Annotated in this window: 8 protein-coding genes and 2 pseudogenes; 3 read left to right on the forward strand and 7 right to left on the reverse strand. The window is 62.8% G+C overall.

Features of this window, described 5'->3' with window-relative positions; all coding sequences use genetic code 11:
- Both NX05_RS08630 and NX05_RS08635 read left to right on the forward strand, forming a co-directional pair.
- Positions 1-1,079: RHS repeat domain-containing protein (locus NX05_RS08630; RefSeq protein ID WP_162231358.1), on the forward strand; the 1,079-nt coding region annotated here is incomplete at its 5' end.
- 910 nt (positions 1,080-1,989) lie between these two features.
- Positions 1,990-2,385 (forward strand): SymE family type I addiction module toxin, encoded by a 396-nt coding sequence (locus tag NX05_RS08635; protein ID WP_039432894.1) that lies wholly within the window; start codon positions 1,990-1,992, stop codon positions 2,383-2,385.
- A 232-nt stretch (positions 2,386-2,617) separates the two neighbouring features.
- Here NX05_RS08635 and NX05_RS08640 read toward each other — a convergent pair whose 3' ends face one another.
- The 7 genes and pseudogenes from NX05_RS08640 to NX05_RS08675 all read right to left on the reverse strand — a co-directional run bounded on the left by NX05_RS08640 (position 2,618) and on the right by NX05_RS08675 (position 23,028).
- The gene (locus tag NX05_RS08640; RefSeq protein WP_039432891.1) at positions 2,618-4,993 is read right to left on the reverse strand and encodes a glycoside hydrolase family 127 protein; all 2,376 of its coding nucleotides are present in this window, start codon (positions 4,991-4,993) and stop codon (positions 2,618-2,620) included.
- 148 nt (positions 4,994-5,141) lie between these two features.
- Entirely contained in the window at positions 5,142-8,036 is a 2,895-nt protein-coding gene (locus NX05_RS08645) for a TonB-dependent receptor domain-containing protein (protein ID WP_039432890.1), read from the reverse strand.
- A 477-nt stretch (positions 8,037-8,513) separates the two neighbouring features.
- Positions 8,514-10,854 (reverse strand): annotated as a pseudogene (locus tag NX05_RS08655) (S9 family peptidase).
- 315 nt (positions 10,855-11,169) lie between these two features.
- Complete coding sequence (locus NX05_RS08660; RefSeq protein WP_039432886.1) at positions 11,170-12,756, reverse strand: family 43 glycosylhydrolase; 1,587 nt, start codon at positions 12,754-12,756, stop codon at positions 11,170-11,172.
- Positions 12,753-17,111 (reverse strand): Ig-like domain-containing protein, encoded by a 4,359-nt coding sequence (locus NX05_RS08665; RefSeq protein ID WP_039432883.1) that lies wholly within the window; start codon positions 17,109-17,111, stop codon positions 12,753-12,755. The genes NX05_RS08660 and NX05_RS08665 overlap by 4 nt, the downstream gene beginning before the upstream one ends.
- Positions 17,112-17,348: 237 nt before the next feature.
- Positions 17,349-20,170: pseudogene (locus NX05_RS08670) on the reverse strand (TonB-dependent receptor domain-containing protein).
- Between the two features lie 500 nt (positions 20,171-20,670).
- Positions 20,671-23,028 (reverse strand): glucosidase family protein, encoded by a 2,358-nt coding sequence (locus NX05_RS08675; protein WP_039432880.1) that lies wholly within the window; start codon positions 23,026-23,028, stop codon positions 20,671-20,673.
- A gap of 456 nt (positions 23,029-23,484) precedes the next feature.
- Between NX05_RS08675 and NX05_RS08680 the strand changes: the two genes are divergently transcribed.
- On the forward strand, positions 23,485-25,056 hold the full coding sequence (locus tag NX05_RS08680) for a S53 family peptidase (RefSeq protein WP_039432877.1): 1,572 nt from the start codon (positions 23,485-23,487) through the stop codon (positions 25,054-25,056).
- Positions 25,057-25,120: the final 64 nt, after the last annotated feature.

Consider the following 25,120-nt stretch of genomic DNA (forward strand, 5'->3'; position numbering starts at 1 on the left):
ACCGCCTCAGCGCCGTCGCCGGTGTGGCCCGCACCTATGACGCCACCGGCAACACCACCGCCATCGGCGGCACTGCGCGCCAATACACCTACGACACCAGCGGCCGCATGACCCAGGCCCGCCGCGCTGGCGCGGTGACCATGAACTACCGCTACAACGGAAAAGGCGAGCAGGTGCGCCGCTTCCTCGGCACCACCAACACCTACACGCTCTACGATGAAGCAGGCCACTGGCTAGGCGACTACGACAGCAACGGCGCGCCCAAGCAGCAAGCGATCTGGCTAGATGACCTACCAGTCGGTCTGCTGGCCAAAACCAACAAACTGCACTACATCGAACCCGACCACCTGGGCAGCCCGCGCGTGGTGATCGACCCCGCCCGCGATGTTGCAGTGTGGACGTGGAGCCTGAAGGGCGAAGCCTTCGGCAACACGGCGCCGAATCAGGATCCGGATGGGGATGGTGCGGCGCTGGTGTTGGATATGCGGTTTCCGGGGCAGCGGTTTGATGCGGCGAGTGGGTTGAATCAGAACTACTTCCGAGACTATGACGCGGCTACTGGGCGATATGGGCAAAGTGATCTCATTGGATTGAAAGGCGGGACAAGCACATATAGCTACGTAGCGGCCAATCCGATCAATTCTCTGGATCGGAACGGCTTGCTGGGAACCCCAGGACCTGGCTATAGATTCGAAAATCACAAGGAGCTTGCGCGGGCCGAGGCGATTGCAAAGCTGCAAAGGTGCAATGTAGAAGATTGCGATCCGGGCAACCCTTACAAAATAACCGAGTCGCAGAAGGCGGAGGTAATCTCCAAAGTGATGTTCGCCACCATCTATCGTGACAACTCTGTCGGAACCTGCGGTTATGCAAATCCAAATTTGGACCCAAATGCTATCGGCATCGGCAATGCCATCTTCTCAGGAGCAGGATGCTGCTCAATGGCCTCGGTCATCGCCCATGAAGCTGTGCACTTGGTACTTGGCAGCCCACTTTCGCTTAGCCTTCAGCAAAACTACGAGGGTGTCGCTAGGTACTTGCAGCAAAAATGCTTTGGCTGCGGATCTGCCTTTGAATAATATTTTCAAATACCTACTTATCTTTTTTACGGGCAGCATATCCATGCTAACAACGGCATGTGGGCGAGGTGACACCGAACCGCCCACGCAAATTAGCGTAGGCAGCGATTATGGCGATCTTGGAGAATTTCATAATTGCCAGGCCATTGCCAGAAGAAAACTATCCAACATTGAGAAGTGTGAAATTAACTTACTCAAGAAAGAGTGCACTCCTTCTGCCGACTGTCTGATCACCTGCCAATCCAGTCCGGATGGACATAAGGTAGGCGGAGGCTGCTACCACCTCTGCTTTAGTACTGTAACTGGCCACAACTGGAGCGAAAGACCTAAAGCTGATTTCAGTAGCTGCGACACCCAGTCAAAATGAAATAAAGGATATTACGGAGAACAGGAAAATCGATATCCATATCCGTAGCCGGCCACACTGGTCGCGGTTGAGCGCAGTGAGCTGAGCTTGAGAACCTTCAGGAGCTCTTTTGCTGATAAACATCGCAACGGATCGCACGATCACGATATTTGCCCTGACCGCTGGTACGACAAAGCTTACTTTTCATCTGATCCTACTCCACTCATTTTGCGCAGTTGACATCCCAAACAATTAGTAGCAACCTCTGCCTCAAGGAGCGTAGAAACTCCTCTAGTAGCGGCACCCACCTCCGTCAAACTGGTGGGTTTTTTGTGCCTGCTTGCAGGCGCAAGCCGACGCGATGCCTGCGTCGGGAGGGCGGCTAATACAACACTCCTTCGGGAGGAATACGCCCGCCGACTACTAGCGGTTTCTAACCTCCCGACATCCCGTCGCCAGCCGGCGACGGTGCCTGTTCTTCGAAGGAGGCGTTGTCATGATAGATGCATCGGTATTGCAGGTTGGTGGGCGTCGTTGCTCCATGGTGACGACGGAGCCGAGGCGATGAGCCAGGCGCAGTCACCGACCGCAAAGCGTTCCGAGCCCAATGCCAATCGCACCACTACCGCCAAGCGAGCTGCCAAACCGGCAACAGACGCGCAACCAATGCGGCTGGTGCCATCGCCCACGTTCGATGTGGACAACCTGGCCTTCGACCACCGGACCGCGCTGCATCCGGATGACATTCCGCCGCGGCCGCCTCGTAAGCCCCGCACGCCCACCCGCTGCACCGTGGGCTATGTGTTCTACGATGCAGCGCCGGGCCGGCCACACAGCCAGCGGATTCCCAGCGTGCGCTTGCGCGGGCTTTGGCTAGAAAAGTTTGGGTTTGCGGTTGGCAGCAAGCTGCGGATCACTGCACGTAATGGCGAACTGGTGGTGACGGTGGCGGAGGATTAGCTCGCAAGTCAGTAATGAGGCCTTTCTGCACTACTGAAACCGCACAGGGGCTTCGCCGCCGTACCCTCACCCCAAGCCCTCTCCCGCGGGGAGAGGGGCTCGATCTTGCATGTCCGAGTTCTTACGCGTAACTGCGGGCGCAGTTTCTTTGCTCTGCGGTGCCATGCGCTCTGCAGAGGTCGCGCGAGGACCTCGTCATACTTTCAAGATGCGCTTGCTACAGCGCTCACACTCAAACCGACGCCAACACCCAACAACCAAACGCAGGCCCAGCCGAATAACCAGTCTCCGGTTCGATACGGATCTGCAGCGTGGCGCGGCCGGCGACCGCCGCTGGCAGTGGGTAGTCCACATCGACGAAGTCCAGGCCGCGGTTGCCGTCCAGGCGTTCGTTGGCGATGAGTTCGCCGTCGGCGAGGATGCGGAAGCGGCGGCGGGTTTCGTCGCCCCAGTAGCGTAGGCGCAGGATGCGGGCCTGGGCGGTGTTGCGCAGGGTGAAGGCGATGAAGCCGCCGGTGCGGGCGTCGCGTCCCGCGCGGCGGCGGTAGCTAAGTGGATACGAGCTTTCGCTTTTTAGGGCGTGTGCTTTTTCGGAGGCTTCGTCGCCCAGCGCGATGCGATCGAGCGCGCGGGTGTCGAGTGCGTTTTGCTTAGCCTCTGCTGCCGCCAGCTCGGCCTGGCGTTGCTGCCATGCGGCGGCGTCGCGGTGTTCCAGGTAGACCGCGCTGCGGCGGTCGAACTGGGCGTAGAACGGCGACAACTGCCACTGTTGTGCGCCATCGCTGTAGGTGAACGCGGTCTTGCCCGGCACTGGCTGCAGGCGTTGCAGGATGTCCTGGCCACCGATCAATGCCGGGGTCTTGCCCGACCACGGTTTGGCGGCATCACCCAGATCGACCGCAAGCACCAACGGCCCGCGCAGCACCGAGACCCAGGCGGGATCGTCCGGGGTCGTTTCCAGGCGCAGCGGCATGTCGAACGACAGGCTCAGGGTATCGCCGGGCTGCCAGACGCGCGTGATGCGTAGATAGCCATCGCTGGCGCTGCCATCGACTGGCTGGCCATTGAGTTGCAGGCGCGGTTGTTGCGCCCAAACCGGCACGCGCAGTGCGAGCGTGCGTTGCGCTGGCGGCGCGGCATCGATGCGTAGCGATGCACTGCCCTGCTCCGGCAAGGCGCTGTGCAAGGTCATGTCCAGGCCGGCGGCATCGCGCACCATGGAGGGCACGTACAGATTGATGTAGACGCCCTGCCCGTCCTGCCAGTAGATGGAATCGCCGAATTGCGCGTGCGCTTCCATGCCGCTGCCGACGCAACACCAGAAATCGTCAAACGGCGACGACCAGCCGCGCGCTTCGCCGGCCAGCAGCGGTGTCATATAGGTAAACATGCCGGTACGTGGGTGCTGCTGCGCCATCACATGGTTGAGCAGCGTGCGCTCGTAGTAATCGAACAGCTCCGCCTGCGGCCCCCATTGATACAGGTGGCGGGTGAGCTTGAGCATGTTGTAGCTGGCGCAATGCTCGCAGGTCTGCTCGGTGAGAAACGTCGAAATGCTGTCCGGCTGCTGGAAATATTCGCGGTCGCCGTTGCCGCCGATCACATAGGTGTGGTGGTCGGTGACGGTGTGCCAGAAGAAGCGCGCTGCGGCGCCGGATGCGGCATCGCCGGTGACCTCGTACTCGCGGGCAAGGCCGATCAGCTTGGGGATGTTGGTGTTGGAATGCTGGTGCACCAGTTCATCGCGCTGGGCGACCAATGGGTCGAGCACGGCGTGGTGATGCAGGCGCTGCGCCAGCGCCAACCATTGCGCGTCGCCGGTTTGCACATGCAGTTCGACGAACGATTCGTTGAGGCCGCCGAATTCGCACGACAACACCTTTTGCAATTGCGTGTCGTCGAGCGCTGAGAAAATTCCCTGCAGGTATCCAGCCAAGCTCACCGCCACCTGCAGCGCTTGCACGTTATCGCAATGCGCATGCACGTCGAGCAGTCCGGCGAACAGTTTGTGCCAGGTGTACAGGGGTGCCCAGCTGCCGTTGAGATAAAACGGCGCCGGGTCGATCTTGCCGCGTTTGAGTTCGTCGAAGACCGCCCGCCCGCTCTCGATTTTTCCTGCTGCATTCTTGCGCGTGAAACCGGCCACATAGCCATCGCCGGCATGTGCCTGGCAGCGCGCCAGTTCGCTGACCAGATAGCCGGCGCGCGTGCGGCACTGCGCATCGCCGGTTTGCGCATGCATGAGGGCCAAAGCGCTGAGATAGTGGCCGAGCGTATGCCCGGCGATGGTGTCCGCTTCCCAACCGCCATAGGCCGGCGCCTGCGGGTCGAGGCCGGCATACAGCACGAAGTTATGCAGCAGGCGGTCCGGCTGCAGCCGCATGAGATAGCGCCGGTTAGTGTTCAGCGCATCCAGGAACAGCGATGGCGTGAGCCGGACCTGGGCAAGCGGCACTGCGCGCACGCTGCCCGGTTGCGCAGCGCTGGCCTGGGTCGGAAACCGCAGGAATCCTGCCGCAACCGCCAGGCTGCTCCAGGCCAAAAAGCGCCGCCGCGATAGCGACAGCGTGTGGGTGCAGGTCGATTCGCTTGCGTGCGTATCGGTCATGAGGTCAGCTCAACTCCTGATGGCGCGCACGCACTGCGCGCGCAGTTGCAATAACGTCATCGTCGCTGCACTGGCAAGGCTGGCCGTGACGTGGCGTCTGCACGACCGGTCGCACCCGGCCGCGCAGCGCAGCAGGACACCAGCGCACTCAGAACTTCACCGTCGCACGTGCCCAGTAGAAGCGACCGAGCAGATCATACGTGGCCACGTCGGTGTTCGCATTGCCCACGTTGTTGGAGTAATACAGCGGCGGCTGCTTGTTGGCGATGTTGTCCACGCCCACTTCAAAGCGCGTATGCCAGGGCTCCACGTTGTAGCCAAGCTGCAGATTGTTGTAGACGTAGGCGCCGATGTTGCGCACCACGGTCGGTTCGCTGGAATCGGCCGACAGGCTCTGGTCCGGATCCGAATTGCCGATAGCGGTATGCCCCACATAGCGGATGCGCCAAGTGGCGCTCCAGTCGTCCAATGCCCAGCTCAGCGTGCCCAATGCGCGCCAGCGCGGGAAATTGCCGTAGGCCTGGGTGTAGCGGCCCACGTTGTGGATGGTGACCGAGCTGGGATCGGTGGTGTCGGGCAACACATCGTAACGGGTGAGATAGGTGCCGTTGAGGCCGGCGGTGACATTGCCCCATGCCATCGCAGGCAAGCGGTAGGTCAGGTTGAAGTCCATGCCCTTGGCCCACAGCTTGCCCAGATTGACGGTGGGCTCGGCGATGTAATTGATGGTGCCGTTGCCATTGCGATGGATCAATGCGCAAAACGAACTGGCTGAGTTGGCGAAGCACTGATTCAGCACGGTCTGCGCCGACACCGTGGTGATGGTGTCTTCCAGATCGATGCGCCACCAGTCCGCACTCAGCGACAGGCCATCAATCCATTGCGGGTCGTAAACGAAGCCCACGTCGTAAGACTTGCCGGTCTCAGGCTTGAGCTGGTAGCCCGCCACTGCCGCACCGGAAGCCTTGCCCGACACCTGCCCGTCCGACTGCTGGTAGCTGCCATCGGTGGGCACGTTGGCGCAGGCCACGTTGTTGCCGCCGGTGTAGCCATTGCAGGGGTCGTTGACTGTTGCCGCATCGCCGGTCACGCCGGTGTAGAGCTCGTTGATATTGGGTGCGCGAAACACCTGCGAGACAGTGCCGCGCAGCAGCAGGTTTTCGATGGGGCGATATTCCAGCGACAGCTTGCTATTGGTCTTGCTGCCCACCGAGCTGTAATCGGAAAACCGCGTGCCCACGGTGACGTTCAGCGCATTGATGCCGGGCAGATCCTTGAGCAGCGGGAACAGTGCTTCGGCATAGGCTTCCTTGACGTCGAAACTGCCGCTCAAGGTGGACGAGCAGAATTCGATCACGCCGCACAGGCCATTTTCATCGCCGGTCCATAGCGGGTCCGAGGTGGTGGTGGAGCGTTCCTTGCGATACGAAATACCGGCCGCCAGACTGGCCGCACCGGCCGGCAACTCGAACAGCGTGCCGTTGGCATTGGCCTCGAATTGCTTGACCGTGTACACGCTGGTGACGATGGGATTGACCACCATGCCCTGCAACGTCGCCAGGTTGGAACTGTCGTTGAGGTTGAAGAAATTCAACGGCGTGCAGCCGGCAATCGCCGCGCCCGCGCTCCCGCACTTGACGGTGCCGTCGCTGTCCAGGAACGACGGGCCGATGGCTTGATTGAACGCGGCATAGTCGAGAAAGCCGTTGTTGCTCGACTTCTGCTTGACCTTGCCATAGTTGAAGGTGGCATCCCATTGCCAGGAGGTGTCGCCAAAGCGGCCGCGCAGGCCCGGGCTGATCTGGAAGTTGTAGGTGTTGTACTGGTAGCTGCGATTGCCCAGCACGGTGGCCCGTGTATTGAGGTCGTTGTAGGAGGTGCCAGTGGTGCGATCGGTACCGAAATTGACGCCAAACGGATTGTAGTAACTTTGTGCCGACACCAGGATGTTGTCGCCATTGGAGAAGATCGGAATTGGCGCAATGATCGAAGCCGATTCGGTTTTACTAAACCAGGTATTGACGTAGCCCTCGACGCTGTCGCTGAAGCGATAGGTGCCCAGCAAGAAGGCATTGGTGCGCTTTTGCGGGGTCTGCAACAGGTTGAACGGCTGGTAGTTGTAGGAGTCTGCGCTGGCGCTGTAACAGTGGAAATCGTTCGGGCCGGCGCGCCCGCTGACGCCGCTGTTGAGGGTGACGCGCCCGCAGCCATTGGACTGCGCGAGCAGCTGCGATTGATCCGACCCATCGTTGAAATTGACCGTGCCGGTGGGCGTGGCAGAGGAGCCCTGCTTCACCGGTTGGCCATTGGTCAGCGCGAGCGCGTCCTTGGAGTAATCGCGCGCCGCTGCAGACACTGGGTCGATGTTGTGATACGACAGGCCGCCGATCAGGCTGCCGCGCTCCCAGGTCTTGCCGGTGGTCAGGGTAAAGTTGCGACGGTTGCCATCGCCCTCGCTACTGGTGCCGAAGTCGCTGCTGAACTGCACGCCATCAAAGCGCGAGCGCAGGATGAAGTTGACCACGCCGCCGATTGCATCGGAGCCGTACACCGCAGAAGCGCCGTCGCTGAGCACTTCGATGCGTTCGATCATGCTGGAAGGAATGGCGTTGACGTCGTTGTAGGCCAGGCGGATGCCGTTGACCAGCACCAGCGTGCGTTTGTCGCCCAAGCCACGCAACGAGATCGCCGAAGCGCCGGTGCCGCCACCGTTGTTGGTGTAAGGATTGGTGGCGTTGCCGGCGATGGATGGCAGTTCCTGCAATAAATCGCCCACGGTCGCTTTGCCGGTGGCAGCGATCTGTTCCTGGCTAACGGTGACCACCGGGTTGGCGGTTTCGGTGTCCACGCGGCGCAAGCGCGAGCCGGTGACGACCACGCTGTCCAGGGTCTGCGTTGCATCGCCGCCGGTGGCCTGTTGCGCAGACACCGGCGCTGCCGCACCTGCCGATAGCGCCAGCAACAGCGCGGTAGTAAGCATGCTCGGCAACGGCCGCGTGATCGCGCCGGTGTTACGGGAGAGAGGCAACAGCAACATCGGCATGCAAGGCTCCTGAGTGGTAAGACAGACAAACGATGGGCAACACACGCCCGTGCCGGCAGACAGCGGCGCAGGTCGACGTAGATGGCGGACGCATGCTGCAGCCAACCGCTGGCCGCGGCCGTGGTGCAGACACGCAGACAAGGAGCGACGCAGGCGACCGAACGGTCACGTAGCAACGCGCATTGTCAGAAAGACTGTGCATTTCGCACTGGATGCGCCCATGCGCTCCAGTTTCAGCAGTTGGTCACAATGTGCCTGTGCGTAGACGCTACGTCTTGTCGCATTTGGCGACAGCGCATGCGGAAAACAGCATGTTTCGCAACTGAACGATCATGCGTCGTGGCATGACTGCGGTCGCGCTCGCACGCATGCGCACTGCTGTGCGGTGATTGTGGGTGCAGATGAAGATGGCAAGAATCGGCGCGCAGACCGGCGCATCGTGCTCAGGCCAATGCGCGCGCCCCCAGCGCGCACGCATCACCGCGCCGTTGCCCCCGGCGCTGCTGTGGTGCGATTCCACTCCGGCGTTGGCGTTTGCTGCATCCAGCGCACGAAAAAATCCAGCAAACGGCGCCTGCCGTAATCACCGCCGGCACCATGATCACCGCCGGGCACGACCAGCAAATCGAAATCCTTGCCGGCCTTGATCAAGCGGTCGGCCACCTGGAAGGTGCTGGCCGGGTCGACATTCATGTCCATGTCGCCGGTGACCAGCAGCAGATGCCCCTGCAGGCGCGCGGCATTCTCCACGTTCGACGATTCGGCGTACCACGGGCCCACCGGCCAGCCCATCCACTGTTCGTTCCACCAGATCTTGTCCATGCGGTTGTCGTGACAACCGGAATTGGCCACGCCCGCCACATAGAATTCCGGATGAAACAGCAGCGCCCCCAATGCGTTCTGCCCGCCTGCCGAGGTGCCGTACACACCAACACCGCCGTCGATGTCGTACCACGGGTAGCGCGCGGCGGCGGCCTTGTGCCAGGCAATACGATCCGGCAACCCGGCGTCCTTGAGATTGCGCCAGGCCACATCATGGAAGGCGCGCGAGCGGTTGTTGGTACCCATGCCATCGATGGACGCCACCGCAAACCCCAGACCGGTGAGTGACGGTGTGGCGGTGCTGAAACTCTTGGGGACGAATGAGCCCTGCGGGCCGGCATAGATGTCTTCGATGACGCGGTAGTGCTGCTGCGGATCGAGCCGCTGCGGGCGATAGATGACGCCCCAGATCTCGGTCTTGTCATCGCGCCCGGTGGTGTGGAACGGCAGCGGCGCTTGCCACCCGGCCGCCAGCAGGCGACTCAGATCCGTGTGCTCCACGGTGCGTGCCAGGCTGCCATCTACGCTGCGCCGCAACTCCAGTACCGGGCCCAGGTCCACCCGCGAATACAGGTCCAGCATCCATTTGCCATCCGGCGAATAACGCACCTCATGATCGGCCGCAACCGGCGTTAAAGCGGTCAACCCGCTGCCATCCAGGCCGATGCGATAGGCGTGGCGATAATACGGGTCTTCGCCGGGCTGCATGCCGGAGGCAGTGAAGTACACCTGCCCTGCGGCTTCGTCGATGCGATCGAGCTTGCGTACCACCCATTTGCCACGGGTGATCTGGCGGATCGCCTCGCCGCTGTGGCCGTCGTACAGATACAGATGCTCCCAGCCATCGCGCTCGGATGCCCACACGATCTGCGCGCCATCGTCCAGATCTTGGCGCGCGTGCTTGCCACCGCTTTCATGCTCGCCACTGAGCTCGGAGTATTCGATGAAGGTGGGCGATGTTTCTTCGACCAGCGTGCGCGCGGCGGCCGTGCGTGCGTCCACTTCAATCACCCGGTACAGCTGGTGACCGCGTGCGTTGTATTCAAAGGTGAGCCCGCGGCTGTCCTTCCACCAGACCATCTCGCTCAAGGTGAAGGCATTGGGCAGCAAGGTCATCGCCACCGGATGCGCCGCGTGCGTGGCGACGTCGAACAACACTGGTTGCATCACCGGCAACACATCGCCCGGCTTGGGGTAGACCTGTTGATGCAACTTCGGCTGCAGCTGATCGGCGGGCGCCGATTCGATGTAATACACCATGCGCGGCGGTGGCGCCTTGACCCGATACGCCGCCAGATGCTGCGAATCCGGCGACCACACCACGCTGTCGAGTGCGTAGTAATCTTCTGCGCTGCCATCGTGGCTGAGCACGTTGCGCTCGTGACTGCCGACCGGCGCGATGACCAGATTGGCCTGCTCCACCCAGGCGCGCCAGCGACCATCCGGCGACAATTTGGCCTGGCGTTCGCCCTGCTTGAGCGGCAGGCGCATGTCCATCGATTCGGCCGGCACGTCGCGTTCGGGCAGATGCGCACAGCGATAGCGCTGCAGATCGCATTGCCAGCCCAGCTTCGCCAACTGGAAGCTCAGGCGCTGCTGTTCCAGGGTGGGCTCCTCAAGCTGCAGTTGCGTTGCATCGACCGCCTTGGCACCGGCCTGCGTCAATGCTGCGGCCAGCCGTGCATGGTCGAAGGCCAATGCGTTGCGGCCGCTCGCGGCATCCACCAAGCGGTATTCGATCGCCGGCAGCTGGTTGCTGCGCGCCACGCCACGCCGATAAATGCCCGGCATCCACCCACACCGGCGCCGTGGGCTGCCGGTCCACCAGCGCGGCGTAATGATCGGACAAGCCCATCGCCAGCGCGTACTGCGCTGGCGTGGGCGCGGCCAAGGGCGCTGCAGTCGCTGGCAGGAGCGGCATGAGTGCGAGAGCGACGCACCACGCTGCGATGGCGCTTAAGCGCGTGGCGGGGAGATGTGGCACCTGCGACCTCATGGAATGTGTGGAATGACAGCGTGGCGTTGAAGGACGACGGCCGAGCCGGTGAGTGCAATCGCTGCGGCAAACACACTCGATGTCCGTTGCAGCAGGTCGCTAGTGAGTGCCGGTGCGCCGGCTACCTGCGTCCGGAACCTCTGCTGATTATGTTGTGTGAAGCGCATAAGCGCGCCTGAAAAACCTGGTGCGCCCTCATGAGACACGTACGTCCGGCACATGGACTCCGAATCGTCATCCACCGCCAGTGCACTCCGCCGCCTGTGCACCATCAGCACCCGTTCGACTGCCGCACGCGGGAATTTGTCCGTTGCTTCACGGCGCATCGCAACGCTTGCTGTCGGCGGCAGTGGCGTGTGGCAAGCGTTGTGGCTGTGGGGCCAGCACTTCCCACTCCTGCACCGCCAGCGCAGCGTAGCTGGCAGCGTTGCCAGAGGCATCCATCACCACACGCACGCAACGCGTTGTTACCGGCGCAAACGACACCGCTTCATCGTGATCGGTGCGCGTGCCATAGCCATCGCTCGGCTGCACCGGCTGCCATCGCCCCGCGTGCCGGTATTCCAGATGCCAGCGCGCTGGCGGCGCCACGCCGACGTCGGCACCTGCCGGGTGATCGGCCCAGAACACGACGCGCGTGCGATTCACGGTGATCGGTTGCGCCCAACTGTATTGCAGCCATTGCTGCGGTGGGTTGTTGTCCGTCCAGCTGGCCCACATCTCCGGCGGCAATGGGTTGGCTTTGACGATGCCGTCGTTGAGTGCGGCGATCCAGTACTGCACGGGAATATCCGGGCCATTGGACGCAGTTGCATAGGCCGACGGCGCTTGATTGCGCATGGGCGGCACCGGCGGCATGGGGCGCCGCGTCGGCACAACGGTGCGGATGCTGGCCGGTTGCGTGCTGTCGTCCCATTGCAGCCGGTCGATCGCCACGCTGCGGCGGAAATGCCCGCCGCCCTGCGCGTCGGCAGTGTGATACACCAGATACCACTGGCCTTGAAATTCAACGATGCCCGGATGCGAGGTGGTGGAGGACACCGGCGGCAACACGATGCCGCGGTACGTCCACGGGCCGAGCGGTGTTGGCGCGCTCGCATAGGCGATGCACGCGTGATACAGCGTGGGCGTGCATGGCGAAAGACGTCCGGCATTATTGGCCGCATACGCCAGGTAGTAGGTGCCGTTGCGCTTGAACAACCAGGGTGCTTCGAAATAGCCGTCCAGCGTGTCCACCAGGACTGGCGTGCCCTTGAAGGTGACCATGTCGCGCTGCAGCTCCACGCCGTACAACGCGCCGAAGGTGCCCCAATACAGATACCCCCGTCCGTCGTCGTCCACCATCACGGTCGGGTCGATGTTCTGTATGTCGTTGCGGCCCGGCACCGACTGCGAGACCACCGGACCTTGCGGGTGTGCATCGGTCCACGGGCCGAGTGGACTGTCGGCCACGGCCACGCCGATTGCGAAAGGATCGTCGTTGGGCGAATCGCGCTGCTGCACCGGCGCATACAGGTAATAGCGCCCATCTGGGCCCTGCACGATCTGGGACGCGTAGGCATACCGCTTGTCTGCCCAGGCAAAGACTTGCTGGGGCCGTAGCAAATCGCGGTAGTGGGTCCACTCGCCGCTGGCCGGATCGCTGCTGACGAATAGTTGCCAGCCAGGCATGACGAAGGCATTGAGATTGGGAGCAGCAGTATCGCGGCCGGCAATGATGTACAGCTTGCCATCGGCTACCAGCGGCGCAGGGTCAGCGGAATATTCGCTGCCGTCGGCGAGGACGGGATTGCCGGGTGCGTGCAGCTGCGTTCCCTGCGGCGGCTGCATGGCGCAGGCCGGAGCGCTGGCCAGCGAAACCCCGCAGGCCAGCACGACCACGCGGAAGAACGCACGCATCATGGCGTCACCGCCTTGATCTGCAACACCAGCGGCACCGACACTTTTCCAATGGGTGCACGCCCTTGCGCGGTGCCGGTGAGTTGGATCTCGCCAGGCTGTGCGTAACGTGCGGCTTGCAGCGTGGGCCATTGCACCGGCAGGCGTTCACGCGAGCCATCGTTGTATTGCACCGTGACAAAACCCGGTAGCGTCGGCGCATGCCCGACCACCGCAGTCACCGTCGGCAGCGGCTGCACGGTGTTGATCTGCCCGGGCGGCGTTGCGCGTATCCAGATAGTGGCCTTGATGGGAATCGCGCCTTCGACCAGGCCTTGCAGTTCCACCGTACCTTCGTGGCCCAGGCGGCTGGCGGTCAGCTCGGACCATTGAACTGCCACCGGCAGCACACTGCCATCGGCAAAGAACGCGGTGATCTCCTGTGGCAGCGTCGGTAGCTGCCAAGGGGCTGTGCGTAGATCGATCGCCTCCATCTGTTTGGGCAACTCCGACAGCGCCTGCCATTCGTCCACACCAATGGCGGCATGTCCGTTGGCCGTGGTCTGAGTCGTCAACACCACGCGCAGCGCGGTGGTCACCACCGGCGCAAAGCTGGCGGTGCTTGCGGCGCCGGTGGCTGCTGCCGCAATCGGGTACCCGCTGGTGCTGACGATGTCCTGCCAACGTCCATCCTGCAACATCTGCAACTTCCAGCCGGCAGGCGCGGCCACACCGCCGTTGGGCTGGTCGTTCCACAGATAGAGCGCACTGGACGACAGCCGCACCGGGCGTGGCCATTGATACTGCAGCCACACCGTGGCTGGCTGGTCGAGCCCATAGCTGCCCCAGCGCAGGTTGCCACTGGGAAAGCTGCCTGCCTGTGGGATAAACCCATCGTTCAAGGACTGCACGCGGTACTGCATGCCGGTGAGTTGCGCACTGACACTGGCCATGGCCTGCAACGGAATACGCTGTAGCGGGCGAGAGGCAGGTGCGTTGACCTGCACATCGGCATGCCCCATCAGCGCCCCATCGCTGGCAACCAGGCGCAAGGTGTACTGCCCGGCACGGGTGAAGCGCACCGAGGTCTGCAGCGCAGCTGCGTCGGCAAACACCGCATCGCCGCCTTCCGGTGCCTGCTGCACGCGCCAGCGCGCCTGCAGCGTGCCATTGGGCAAGCCGTCATCGCCAACGCGTGCCTGCAGCACCACCGCGCCGTCGGCGCCGGGCGTGTCCAACTGCCATGCCTGCACCTGCGGCGGGGTATTGCCGGCAAATGCCGGGGCTGGCAAGCCGCTATCGAACACCTGGATTTCCTTGATGCCGGTACGCGCGGCACCGGCATGGGTGACGACCACGCGCAGCGCAGCGGTATGGATCGCCGGAAAGCGCACCCGATTGCGATTGCCTTCGGCCATCGTGGTATCGCGCACCTGCCCGGGAACGGTCTTCCACGTCCCGCCGCCGTCCTGATATTGCACGGTGTAAATCCACGGTGCCGCGTAGCCAGGCTGCGTTCCGGACGGAAAGCCATTCTGATCGCCGCCCGGCGACGAGCTGCGATAGAGGTACAGCACCACTTGATCCAGCGTCCGCATACCGCCCAGGTCCAGTGCAATCCAGTCGCTGGCCGACGGCGAGCCTGCGGTGCCCCAGAACGGCGTACTGGCAGTACTACCGTCCACTGCCGCCGTTGCTGGCAAACCAGCAGCAGCAAAACTGGCGCTGACACGCGCGCCCTGCGCCAGGTTCCGGCTATGCGCTGGCGGCAACGTCACATCCACACCGGCCTTGGCCAGCACTTGCGCGATCCGCGTGCCATCAGCGAACGACACCTGTGTCATCGACGCCACTGACGCAGGATGCGATTCAAGCACGTGCGCTGCGCCAATGCGATTGACTGCATCCGGCGCGGCACTCACCTGCCCGCTGGTCGGGTCGTAGATCACGTGTGCCAGCCGATCCACGCGGAATGCCAAGCGGCCATCCAGATAGACGCTGTAGCCCTTCGGGATGCGCCCGCCGTAGTGGCTGCCATCGCGATCCCAGACAATGCTCAGATTGCGGTCGCGATAGCGCAGATTATCGGCGGCAAAATGATCCCAACCGATATCGATCGGATACAACTCGATCTTGCCGTCGCTGCGCGGGCGAAAGCCCATCGCATCCTCGATCATGGTGAAGTTGGTTGCGCCCAGCTGGGTGTGGTGGATCCATGAGCGATAGCCGATCTTGCCGCCGGTCCTGGCACTGCCCTTGGCCCAGAATTCGTTCTGGTCCGGATAGCGGTTGTCGCCATTGATGAAGGGCGCCCACGCGTTCCAGTACAGCAATTTGCGATAGCTCTGCGCGTTCAAATACGGGCTGGGGTAATCGCGCAAGACAGAGCCGAACAAACGGAATGCCACGGTCGCATTGATGGTGGAGAAATTATTGCTGCCCACATCGGGGCCGCTGCCACGCGCGCGCATGTCCACCTGGTTGGCGGTGTAGAACGGAAATAGCGGATATTGCGCTGCGTCGGCGAACAGCCGCAGCGCGCGCACATACTTGGGATCGTAGTCAGTATCGCCCTGCTTGGGTATCAAGCCCACGCTGAAGGGATAGTAGTTGTTGGTTTCCTTCCAATCGACCGCCAACCGCGGCCCGTCGGCCTGGCGATGCTTGAGCAGATCGCCATACAGGCCGACCGAATCGGGCGTGTCACTGTGATCCTGCCACAACACCTCCAGCGCGGCCTTGCGAATGCGGCGTGCGGTGGCCCACATGCGCTGCGCAGTCGCCGTATCGCCGGCGAGTGTCGCCGCCTGCGCCGCCGCCTGTGCATTGGCGTAGACGTAGGCGCTTTCGGTACGGTCCATGCGAATCTGGCCATGCTGGTCGGCCCAATCGAACGACACCGCATCGGCGTCGTTCCCGGTCATCGCCGCCCAGTCGTATTCGATCAAGCCGTTGTGATTGAGATCGTAGGCGGCCAACACACCATCCACGTCACCGCTGCCATAACGTGCCAGTTTGCCCGCCAGTGCCGCCGGCCCGCCGTGGATCTGCATCGACCGCCATGCCGCGGCCGTGATGTATTGCGCGTAGGAATTGGACCAGTTCTCCGGCGAGCCCGGGTTGTCGGTGTACTTGCCACCGCCCGCGGTTTCGCCCGCGCTGAGCCAGGTGCCATAGGCGTAAAGCGGATTGCGCAGGTATTTCAGATCGTCCAGGAACATCCCGGCCGTCAACACGATGGCATTGTCGTAGCCAAGCACGCCCTCGATGGCGACCGGAAACTGGTAGTCGTTGCCGGGGACGTTGGCATCGAGAAAGTTGAAGCGCAGCACCCACCAACGGTAGAACAGGCTCTTGCTGATGTTCTCGTTGGGCGTGTCCAGGTACGGCAGGTTGTCCACCCACCAGTGGTTATAGCTGGCCACATGCTGCTGGTAGGCCTGCTGCGGCGTTTGCGCGGCAATGCGCGTGTACTCGGCGCGCGCTTCGGGCAACTCGTGGGTGAGCATGCCAAGCTGCAACTTGATTGCTGCGGTTTCGCCGCTGGCGGGAATGTCCACCTCGCGAACCAGGCGTTGCCCCTCGACATGGAATCCATCGCCGGATAGACGCGGAAATACCGTTGTGATGTGGTTGTAGGCGTCGAATGCGCCGGTCAGCTCCTTGCCATCGGCACGCTGGGTAATCGGGGAGACTGCTTGCAGCGATACCGAATGCGCCGCGCCATCCAGACTGGATAGCACGACGCTGGCAACCGCCACGTTCTGCTCGGTGATGTACTTGACCAACTGCATGCGCACGCCCGCGCCGGCATCTTCGAACACTGTCGTGAAATAACTCGGCGTCTGCCGCCGCAGCTGCGAACGCTCCTTCCATTGGACACGACGCTTGCCCAGCGCGGTGTAGATGTGGAACAGCGCGTCGTAATCGGTGGAATGCCAGTACGCTACCTGCCCGACGAATCCCGGCGCATCAGGCGCGTGATACGTCAAATATGCGGCACGCCCACGGGTAAACAGCCAGTCGTTGCGATCGTCGAAGCCACCGCCGGTTCCTTCACGCGCCAGCATGCGGTCGATCCAGAAATCATTGCCCGGCGCCTGCCCTGCCCCATGCGCAACATCGGCAGCATAAATCCGCGCCAGTTGCCCGCCCGGTGCAAACGGCACGGCACTGTCGGGCATCGGGTGGTCCAGGCCGCGGAACAGTGGCTCGCCGAGCATCGCGTTGGGCTGGGCGATCGGGGCTTGCTGTGCGACTGCAAGTGGCCAGCCAAACATGATGCATGTCCATAACAGCGCAGCGGCGCCGGCGCGCCGGGTCAAGCGCAACCAGCGCCGGTGCCGAGCCAGAAACGACGTCCAACGTAACTCCTTCATCCATCCATCCCATTAGCGTGCAGACAGCGCGGTCGATGCGGCGGCTGGCACGCATCGGACGATAGACAACTGCGGTACTCCCCACTACATGGCACCCCACGTAACGCAGCGTTGCTCACCATAGTTATTTGTGCTGGCAACACATGCCTCAACACGAAATACGGGGACGCAAAGCGAACATCTCTGCGTGCCGTCCAGGCCCGCCCGACGACTGCTCGCGAAGTTTTACTCGCCGATCTAAAACTCTACTCGTAGCCGGCTCCAGAAATACCGCCCCAAGGTGTCATACGTGCTCGCTTCGGTATTGGCCGCATTGGAGTAGCTGTAGAACCGTGGTGGCTGACGGTCGCCCAGATTGTCGACGCCCACCGCAAGCGTGCCATGCAGCGATGTAATCTTCCGGCTCAACGAGGCGTCGTGATACACCACCGAGCCGATCCGGAAATAGGCGCAACTGCCGTCGGCATTGGTGTCGGCGCAGAAATTTTCGTACTGGCTGCCGTTGACGGTACGACCCAGGTAACGTGTATTCCAGCTCGCATGCCACGGGCCTTTGTCCCAGGCCAGATTGGCCACTGCGCGCCAGCGCGGCATGTTGCCCCAGCTGGAATTTTCGCCAACGTAGTTATGCGTATCGCCCGCAAAGCGATAGCTGGAAAAGAACGTGGCATCCACCCCCGCCGCAAACGCGCCCCAGGCGGTATCGGCCAACGTGTAATGGATGCCGCCGTCATAGCCGCGAATATCGACCTTGCCGCTGTTGTACGCGAACGGCACCGACACGCGCGTCAGCTGGCCCGCGGCATCGCGTTGAATCAGCGGGCAGAACGCGGCTTCGCTGCCGTCGAAGCAATCATTGACCACTTGTTGTAAGCCCACGCCGCTCAGCATGTCGTCCAGCACGACTCGCCAGCTGTCCACGTTGAGCGATAACCCTCGTACCTGATCCGGGTCATAGACCAAGCCGACATTGTAGGAACGGCCACGCTCGGGCTTGAGTTTGAAGCCCACATTGTTGGCGCCGGAGGTCACCACGTTGAACTGCGCGGCGTTGGTGAAGCTGCCGTCGTTGGGCACATTTGCGCAGGCTGGATTTGGCGCACCGGTGAAGCCCGTGCACGGGTCGGGTCCTGAAAGTCGCCGGTATTGTCGATCACACTGTTGTAGGGCGAGCCATACAAATCGCCCAACGCTGGCGCGCGGAAGACCTGCGAGCCGGTGGCGCGCAGCAATAGATTCCCAACCGGCCGCCACTCGATCGCGACCTTGCTGTTGGTGGTGCTGCCCCAGGCGTCGTACTTGGAATAGCGCGAGCCGAGATTCAGATTCAATTCGTTTGCGAGCGGCGCATCCTTCAGCAGCGGCACCAGCAATTCTGCATAGGCCTCTCTCACCGACTCGTCGCGCCCCTGCTTGAGGATGCAGCCGTCGTTGTAGTCGCAATTGCCATCGGCATCGGCAGCGGCCACATCACTTGTCGTGCCCTGCGCGAACTTATTGGTGCGATACACCAGGCCGACCGCGGCCTGCACCGCGCCGGCTGGCAGTGTGAACAGATCGCCGTTGGCGCTGATATCGACAAAGCGCATCTGGCTCTTGTCGATCAGATCCACCGCCAGCTGGGTGTCTCGCAATGCGGCGATGGTGGCCGGATCGTTGGGATTGAAGACGTTGATCGGCGTGCAGCCGGCAATCACCGCACCGGGCGCGCCGCACTTGACCGCTCCATCGCTGTCCAGGAACGAGGCGCCAACCGCGTTGTTCAATTTGGATGTCACCGAGAATCCGTTACGTACCAAGGTGTCCTTGTAGTTCGCATAGCCGGCCGCCGCATCCCACTGCCAGCTGCTGTCGGCGACGCGCCCACGCAGGCCGGCAACGATATTGGTCTGGAACATGGTGGAGGTGTAGACGCGGGTATTGGCCTGCGGGGAGCGCACATAATAGCCGTCCAGTTGATCGCCGAACGGGTTGTAGTAGTTGTCCACTGCGTCCTGCATTTCCAGGCCATAGGCATCCAGCCGCGAGACCGTCTTGCTGCGCGTCCAGAAGACGTCGATGTAGCCCTGCACGCTCGAAGTGAAGTCGAAACTGCCGTGCAGCGAGGCGTTGGTGCGCTCGATTGGGGTGATCAGGTACTGCGTGTCGTAGACGTTGTAGCTGTCGGTGGCCCGATTGTAGGGGCGGAAGGCATCTTCGCCGACCGGACCCGGCGCAACGCCACTCACCGGTGTCAGCACGCGCCCGTCGGTCAGGAAGGCACGGGTATTGCCACCGCGGATCTCGCTGACCTGCCCATCGAGATATTCCACCGCCTTGGCCGCGTAACTGCGGTCGCGATTGAACACCGGATTCATCGAGTTGCGACTAAGCCCCAAAATCAGTCCGCCGCGCTCCCAGCTCTTGCCCCATTCCAGCCCGAGCGTGCGCCGGTTGGCATCGCCATGCATGCTCTGCGCGTAGTCCACGGTGGCTGCAAAACCGTCGTATTTGTCCTTGAGAATGACATTGACCACGCCGCCGATTGCGTCGGAGCCATACACCGACGAGGCGCCGTCGGTGAGTACTTCCACCCGCTCCACCATCGCCGCGGGGATGGCATTGACGTCCACGCCCGGTGCCGATGCCACGCTGCTGGCAGGCCCCGCCATGCGATGGCCGTTGACCAGCACCAGCGTGCGTTCGGGCCCAAGATTACGGAGCGATACCAGCGCGCGGCCGTGACTGAAGCTGGAATTAAGCGCAGGCCCGGTCTGGAAGCCGGCCATCATGGGCAAGCGCTGCAGCAGTTGTCCCAGCGTACTCTGCCCGCTGTCTTCGATGCGCTGGCGGTCGATCACCACCACCGGGCTGGCGGTTTCGGCATCGACGCGGCGCAGATGGGTGCCAGTGACGCTGACCTTATCCAAGGTCTGGGTGTCATCGTCTGCGCCATCGCTGCGCTGTTGCGCGGCAGCTGGCACGGCGGTGGCCGCCAGCACGAACATCAACGCGCTAGCGAGCGTGGTGGTCTGCAAGGCAAGTCGTTTGGGAAGAACAGCAGCGCGGCTGGGCGACATCTGAAATCCTTGTGCTGACACAGGGAATGGCCCACCTTCGTGCGCGACCGCGCACGGCCAAGCCGCACCGGAACAGCGCACAGATGGGAAATCGATCACGACAGAAACTGCACCGGCCTGCCGGCTCAACGGCAGGTATCTACGAATGCAAGGACTGCAACTGCAACGACACTGCTCTCCCCTGAGAGCTGGTGCTTTGGCATACACGCGTTACGTTAAAAAAATCTTGCGGCAACACCGCCGCGCCGTCTTGACGAATTTAGTCGAGCCGCGTGCGGAAAATCGCGTGCTTGCGCCCGTTTCCGGGCATACCTTTATTGCCTAAGCATCAACACGCCGGTGCGGCCATCCGATGTGCCCTGGTCTCTTGCGATCGACAACAGCACTTGTGCGCGGACGGTGTTGGGCACTGTGGTGGGCTTCGTCTGCAGCACCACAGCCACTGAATCTTTTGCGAGGCAGCCGCGGGTCAGCGACGCTTGCTCGTCGCGCGGCTGCGATCACACGTACCACGCCTGCACTTTCACCAACGCAGCAGTGCCGGGCAAGGCGACGCGATCTGCATGCGGGCCCTGCGGCCGCACCGGCTTGCCATCGACCAGCACACGTTGCAGGCGCGTGCCTGCGGGTGCGCGCAGGGTCAGCCAGGTGCGTTTGGTCGCACGCTCCGGCAGCTGCACATCGGCACTGATGCAACGCGCCGCAGCATCGTTGCGCAACATCAGCGTAACCGTGCCCCAGCGCGTGGGCGCAGCGGTGATGCCCACTGGCGCACCGCTGCCCAACCATGCGCGCGGTACCGCGCGGGCAAGAAACAGCTGTTCGCCCAGGCTGTCGTCGCTGACCAACATCCAGCGCAGCAGCAGCGGGATGGTCATTTGCGCGGGGATGCAGAACAACGGCATGCCACCGGTGATGCCACTGACTTCGCCGGCCGTCCAGCTGCCACGCGTGTGCACCTGATAGCGGTGCGCGTAAACGAACAGCAGATATTCTTCGATGCGATCCAGCCGCAGCAGCTGTTGCGCATACCCATAGGAAATGAAACCGAGCAGATCGCGGCTGCCTGGCTCGGGCGGCGCGATATTGGCGACCACGCCGATACTTGTGCCGCCATGGCCGCGCACGCAATCGATCACCAGATTGGCCAGGTCGTCCGGCAATACATCGGCCTGCAGCAGTTCGGCATAGGCACGGTGCGGCCATTGCTGTTCGCTGGGTTTTTCCTGCAGCAGCGATTGGCGGAAGGTCAGTTTGGTGCCGGGCAGCGGGCCCACATACGGCGGCGAGAGGTCGCGACGCACGTTGGCACGCAGGCTGGCTTCCAGCCGTGCACGCAGCTGCTTCGCGCGGCGCTGCCACTGCGTGGCCTGGCCTGCATCGCCGCCGAGCGTGCTCCACACCTGTGCGATGTCTTCCCAGCCGCGAATAGTCAATGCGCTGTTGGCGTAATAAGGCTTCCACCACAGCGATGGATCGGGAAACAGGCAGGCATCGGATTCGTTCCAACCGTGCAGCAGGCCATGGCCATGTGCGCTGCGCGGCAACGCCAGCGCCTGGTCGTGCAAGGCGCATAACACCTGCGCGGTAGCGGCGATCTTGGGCAACAAGCGACGCAGCCGTGGCGCATCGCCGGTGTAACGCAGGTACCGCGCCAGCAACGACAAGGTCAGCCCGAATTGCCCTACCTCCGGCCCGCGCATATTCGGCAAGCCATCGTCCTGCACGAAGTCATCGAAGTAATTGTCGAGTACCGCAGCAGCTTGTGCGAAGCGGCCCCACTCCAGATTGGCGTAGAGCGAACTGGTGAACGTGTCCTGGAAGCCGTCGTATTCGTTGCCGTAGTAGTCGCGCTCCACCGCGCCGTACTTGGGGTAATCGCCGCCGGGGCGTACCACCAACTCGCGCGCGAACGCGAACTGCGCCATGTCGTTCCAGCTGGCATCGGGAAGCTTCGCCTGCACGGTTCCGTCCAGCGCCTGCTGCCAGTACGCAGCGAAATCGATCAACGCCGCATAGAACTGTTCGGCCGTGGCGGCGCTACGTGATGGCGCAAATTCGGGGTAGCTGTGTGTGTAGTGCACCGCGACGATGGCGCCTGCCTGTACCTTCATCGTGCGATGCCAGGTCTGCACCACAAAGCGATCGCGTGCACGCACATCGGCAAACACCAGCACGTCGTACCAGCTGTCCGGTTCGCCCTTGCGGCGCATCACCTTGCGCACTGCCGGCATCCAGCCACCGAGCATGCCTTCTTCGCGGCGTCTGATCAGCGCCTCCTCACCCAACTCCTTGAAGGCATGCTCCGGTCGCGAGGTGCGGCTACGCCCGTTGGGCAGGATCGGCATGGTGTCCAGGCTTTCACGTGTGCCGACGAAGGTGGTCCACGGCCAACGGCCGCCGTTATCTTTGGGGTCGAGCAAGGACCCAGGCGGCGGCGCCACATCGCGCACCTGTGCCTCGTCCGGGTCGCCATCGCGCAGCAGACGGTCGGCCAGCAGGTCGGCTTCGGCCATCGCCACTTCGGCTAGCGGCAACCCGAAGTACGGCTTACCCTCGGCCGGATAGGCCGGCTCGGTGCGCTTGTCCAGCCGCAGCATGCCGCTGTCGCTCCACAATGTGAGCTGTCCTTGCGGATCGTCCAGATGCTCGTAGACGGTCCACTGCTGTTGCAGGTGGGTAAAGCTGCACAGCGTGTTGCCGACATGCGCCGCCGAAGGCAACGGTTCCAGGCGGGGAAGCGCTGGCGCCGGCGCGGTGGTTGCCATTGCTGCCGTGGCAGGTAGTGCCAGCGCAGCACCTGTACCCACGGCCGCAGTCGCCGCCATGCCCTGACGCAGAAAGGTTCTACGGTCCATCGTTGCGCCCTCGAATGATCGTGGCCCATCGTGCGCGCCTTCACGCATCACGTCTTGTGACAGCGGTCAGACACCCGTGCGGAAATCTGCACACCGCCACGGTGTGTGGGCCGATTACCGTCGTATTCGCAGTGGCCCTGGATGCACCAGGTCGCCGGCCCTGCAAACCACGCGGCGCGCTGTCGCTGCATCTGAGGCGCATGCCGGTGACATGACCGTGTTGCACCTCCCTGCCGTCGCTAGCAGCCGACCAGGATATCTAACGATCAACAGGTCAACACGTCGTGTTGCGATCAATCGAACGTGGCAGCAGCCGCACATACACCCAAGGCATCGCATTGCATGCAGAATGCAGTGATGTCTGCGGTAGCGCTTGCTTCGGTATTCCTGCAGCGGGGTACCTCCGCTTCTGCACCAACCACTATCGGCTCACCCACCTACATGGACTTCCCCTGCATGCACACGATTCTCACTGGCAGTGAGCGCCACACCGCACCCTTCACCACGGAGGCTGGACAACCGCCACAGGACGAACGCCTGCGCGTGCTGCTCGCGGTGCGCATGCCGGCACTGAATGCCGCCGCCGATGTGCTCTTGCAACTGCAAGCCAACACGCTGCCGGTTGCGTTCACGCGCGCGGAGTTCAGCGAACGCTTCGCCGCCAGTGCCGCAGATCTGCAGGCCGTTGCCGACTTTGCCGCCAGCTATGGGTTGACCGTCGAGCGCACGCACGCAGACAGCGGCAACATGATTCTTGAAGGCACCGTGCAGCAATGCGAAGCCGCGTTCCAGGTCTGCCTGCGCGAATACGTGCACGGCACATTGCGCTATCGCGGCCGCACCGGCCCTGTGTCGATTCCACAGGCATTAACCGGCATCGTCACCGCGGTGCTGGGGCTGGATGCGCGCCAGCAGGCACAGACACTGCCCAGCGCGCCTGACGCAACCGCATCCCTGCCAACCGCGACGCGGCCACGCACGCCGGTAGCAAAGGAAGATGGCCCCATCATGCATTACACGCCGCCGCAGCTGGCGCAGTTGTACGGCTTTCCCGAGCACGACGGTCGCGGGCAGTGCATCGGCATCATCGCGCTGGGCGGTGGCTATGTAGGCGAGCAGATGGCCGCTTATTTTGCGCAGCTACAAGTCCCCATGCCGACGTTGGTGGATGTGCTGTTACCCGGCGCCACCAATACCGTCAGTCACGGCACTGCAAATGCCGATGTCGAAGCGCAAATGGATATCCAGATCGCCGGCACACTCGTGCCGGGTGCCAAACTGGTGGTGTATTTCGCGCCCAACACCGACAACGGCTTCCTGGAAGCGATCAACGCCGCCATCCACGATGCCGAGCACTCTCCCGGCATCATCGCCATCAGCTGGGGCTTCACCGAATCGCAATGGACGCCGCAATCGCGCCAGGCCTACGACTGTGCGTTTCGGGCCGCTGCATTGATGGGCATCACCGTGTGCATCGCCGCAGGCGACGATGGCGCCAGCAACGGGCAGCCGGGCTTGAATGTCTGCTTCCCCGCATCCAGCCCGTTCGTCCTCGCCTGCGGCGGCACCCGGCTACAGGTGACGGCAGACAGCGCTAACGAGCAGGCATGGGCGAACGGTGGCGGCGGAGAAAGCAGGTTCTTTGCACGACCAGCCTGGCAGAAGGATCTGCGTCTCACCGATCTACAGCAGCAGTCACGCCAATTGAGCATGCGCGGCGTCCCTGATGTGGCGGCCAACGCCGATGCACAGACCGGCTACTACCTGTCGATCAACGGGCAGCCGGCGGTGATGGGCGGCACCAGCGCGGCCGCACCGTTATGGGCGGCCCTACTTGCGCGCATCTACGGCGCAAACCGCATGCAGCCTCACTTCGTGCTACCGCGCCTGTACGGCCAACCGGATGCCTTCCGCGACATCGTTGCTGGCAACAACGGCGGCTTCCGCGCATCCACCGGTTGGGATGCAAACACTGGGCTTGGAGTGCCATACGGCGCGCGGTTGACGGCGTTGCTGCAGCCTGAGTGAGACGTGCTGAGCGCTAGTCGCTTGATGCCGGGTTGTGGGCAGTTGTCAGTTAGGGGTCGGCAGC

This window comes from Xanthomonas vasicola (genome assembly GCF_000772705.2).
Lineage (GTDB): Bacteria > Pseudomonadota > Gammaproteobacteria > Xanthomonadales > Xanthomonadaceae > Xanthomonas > Xanthomonas vasicola.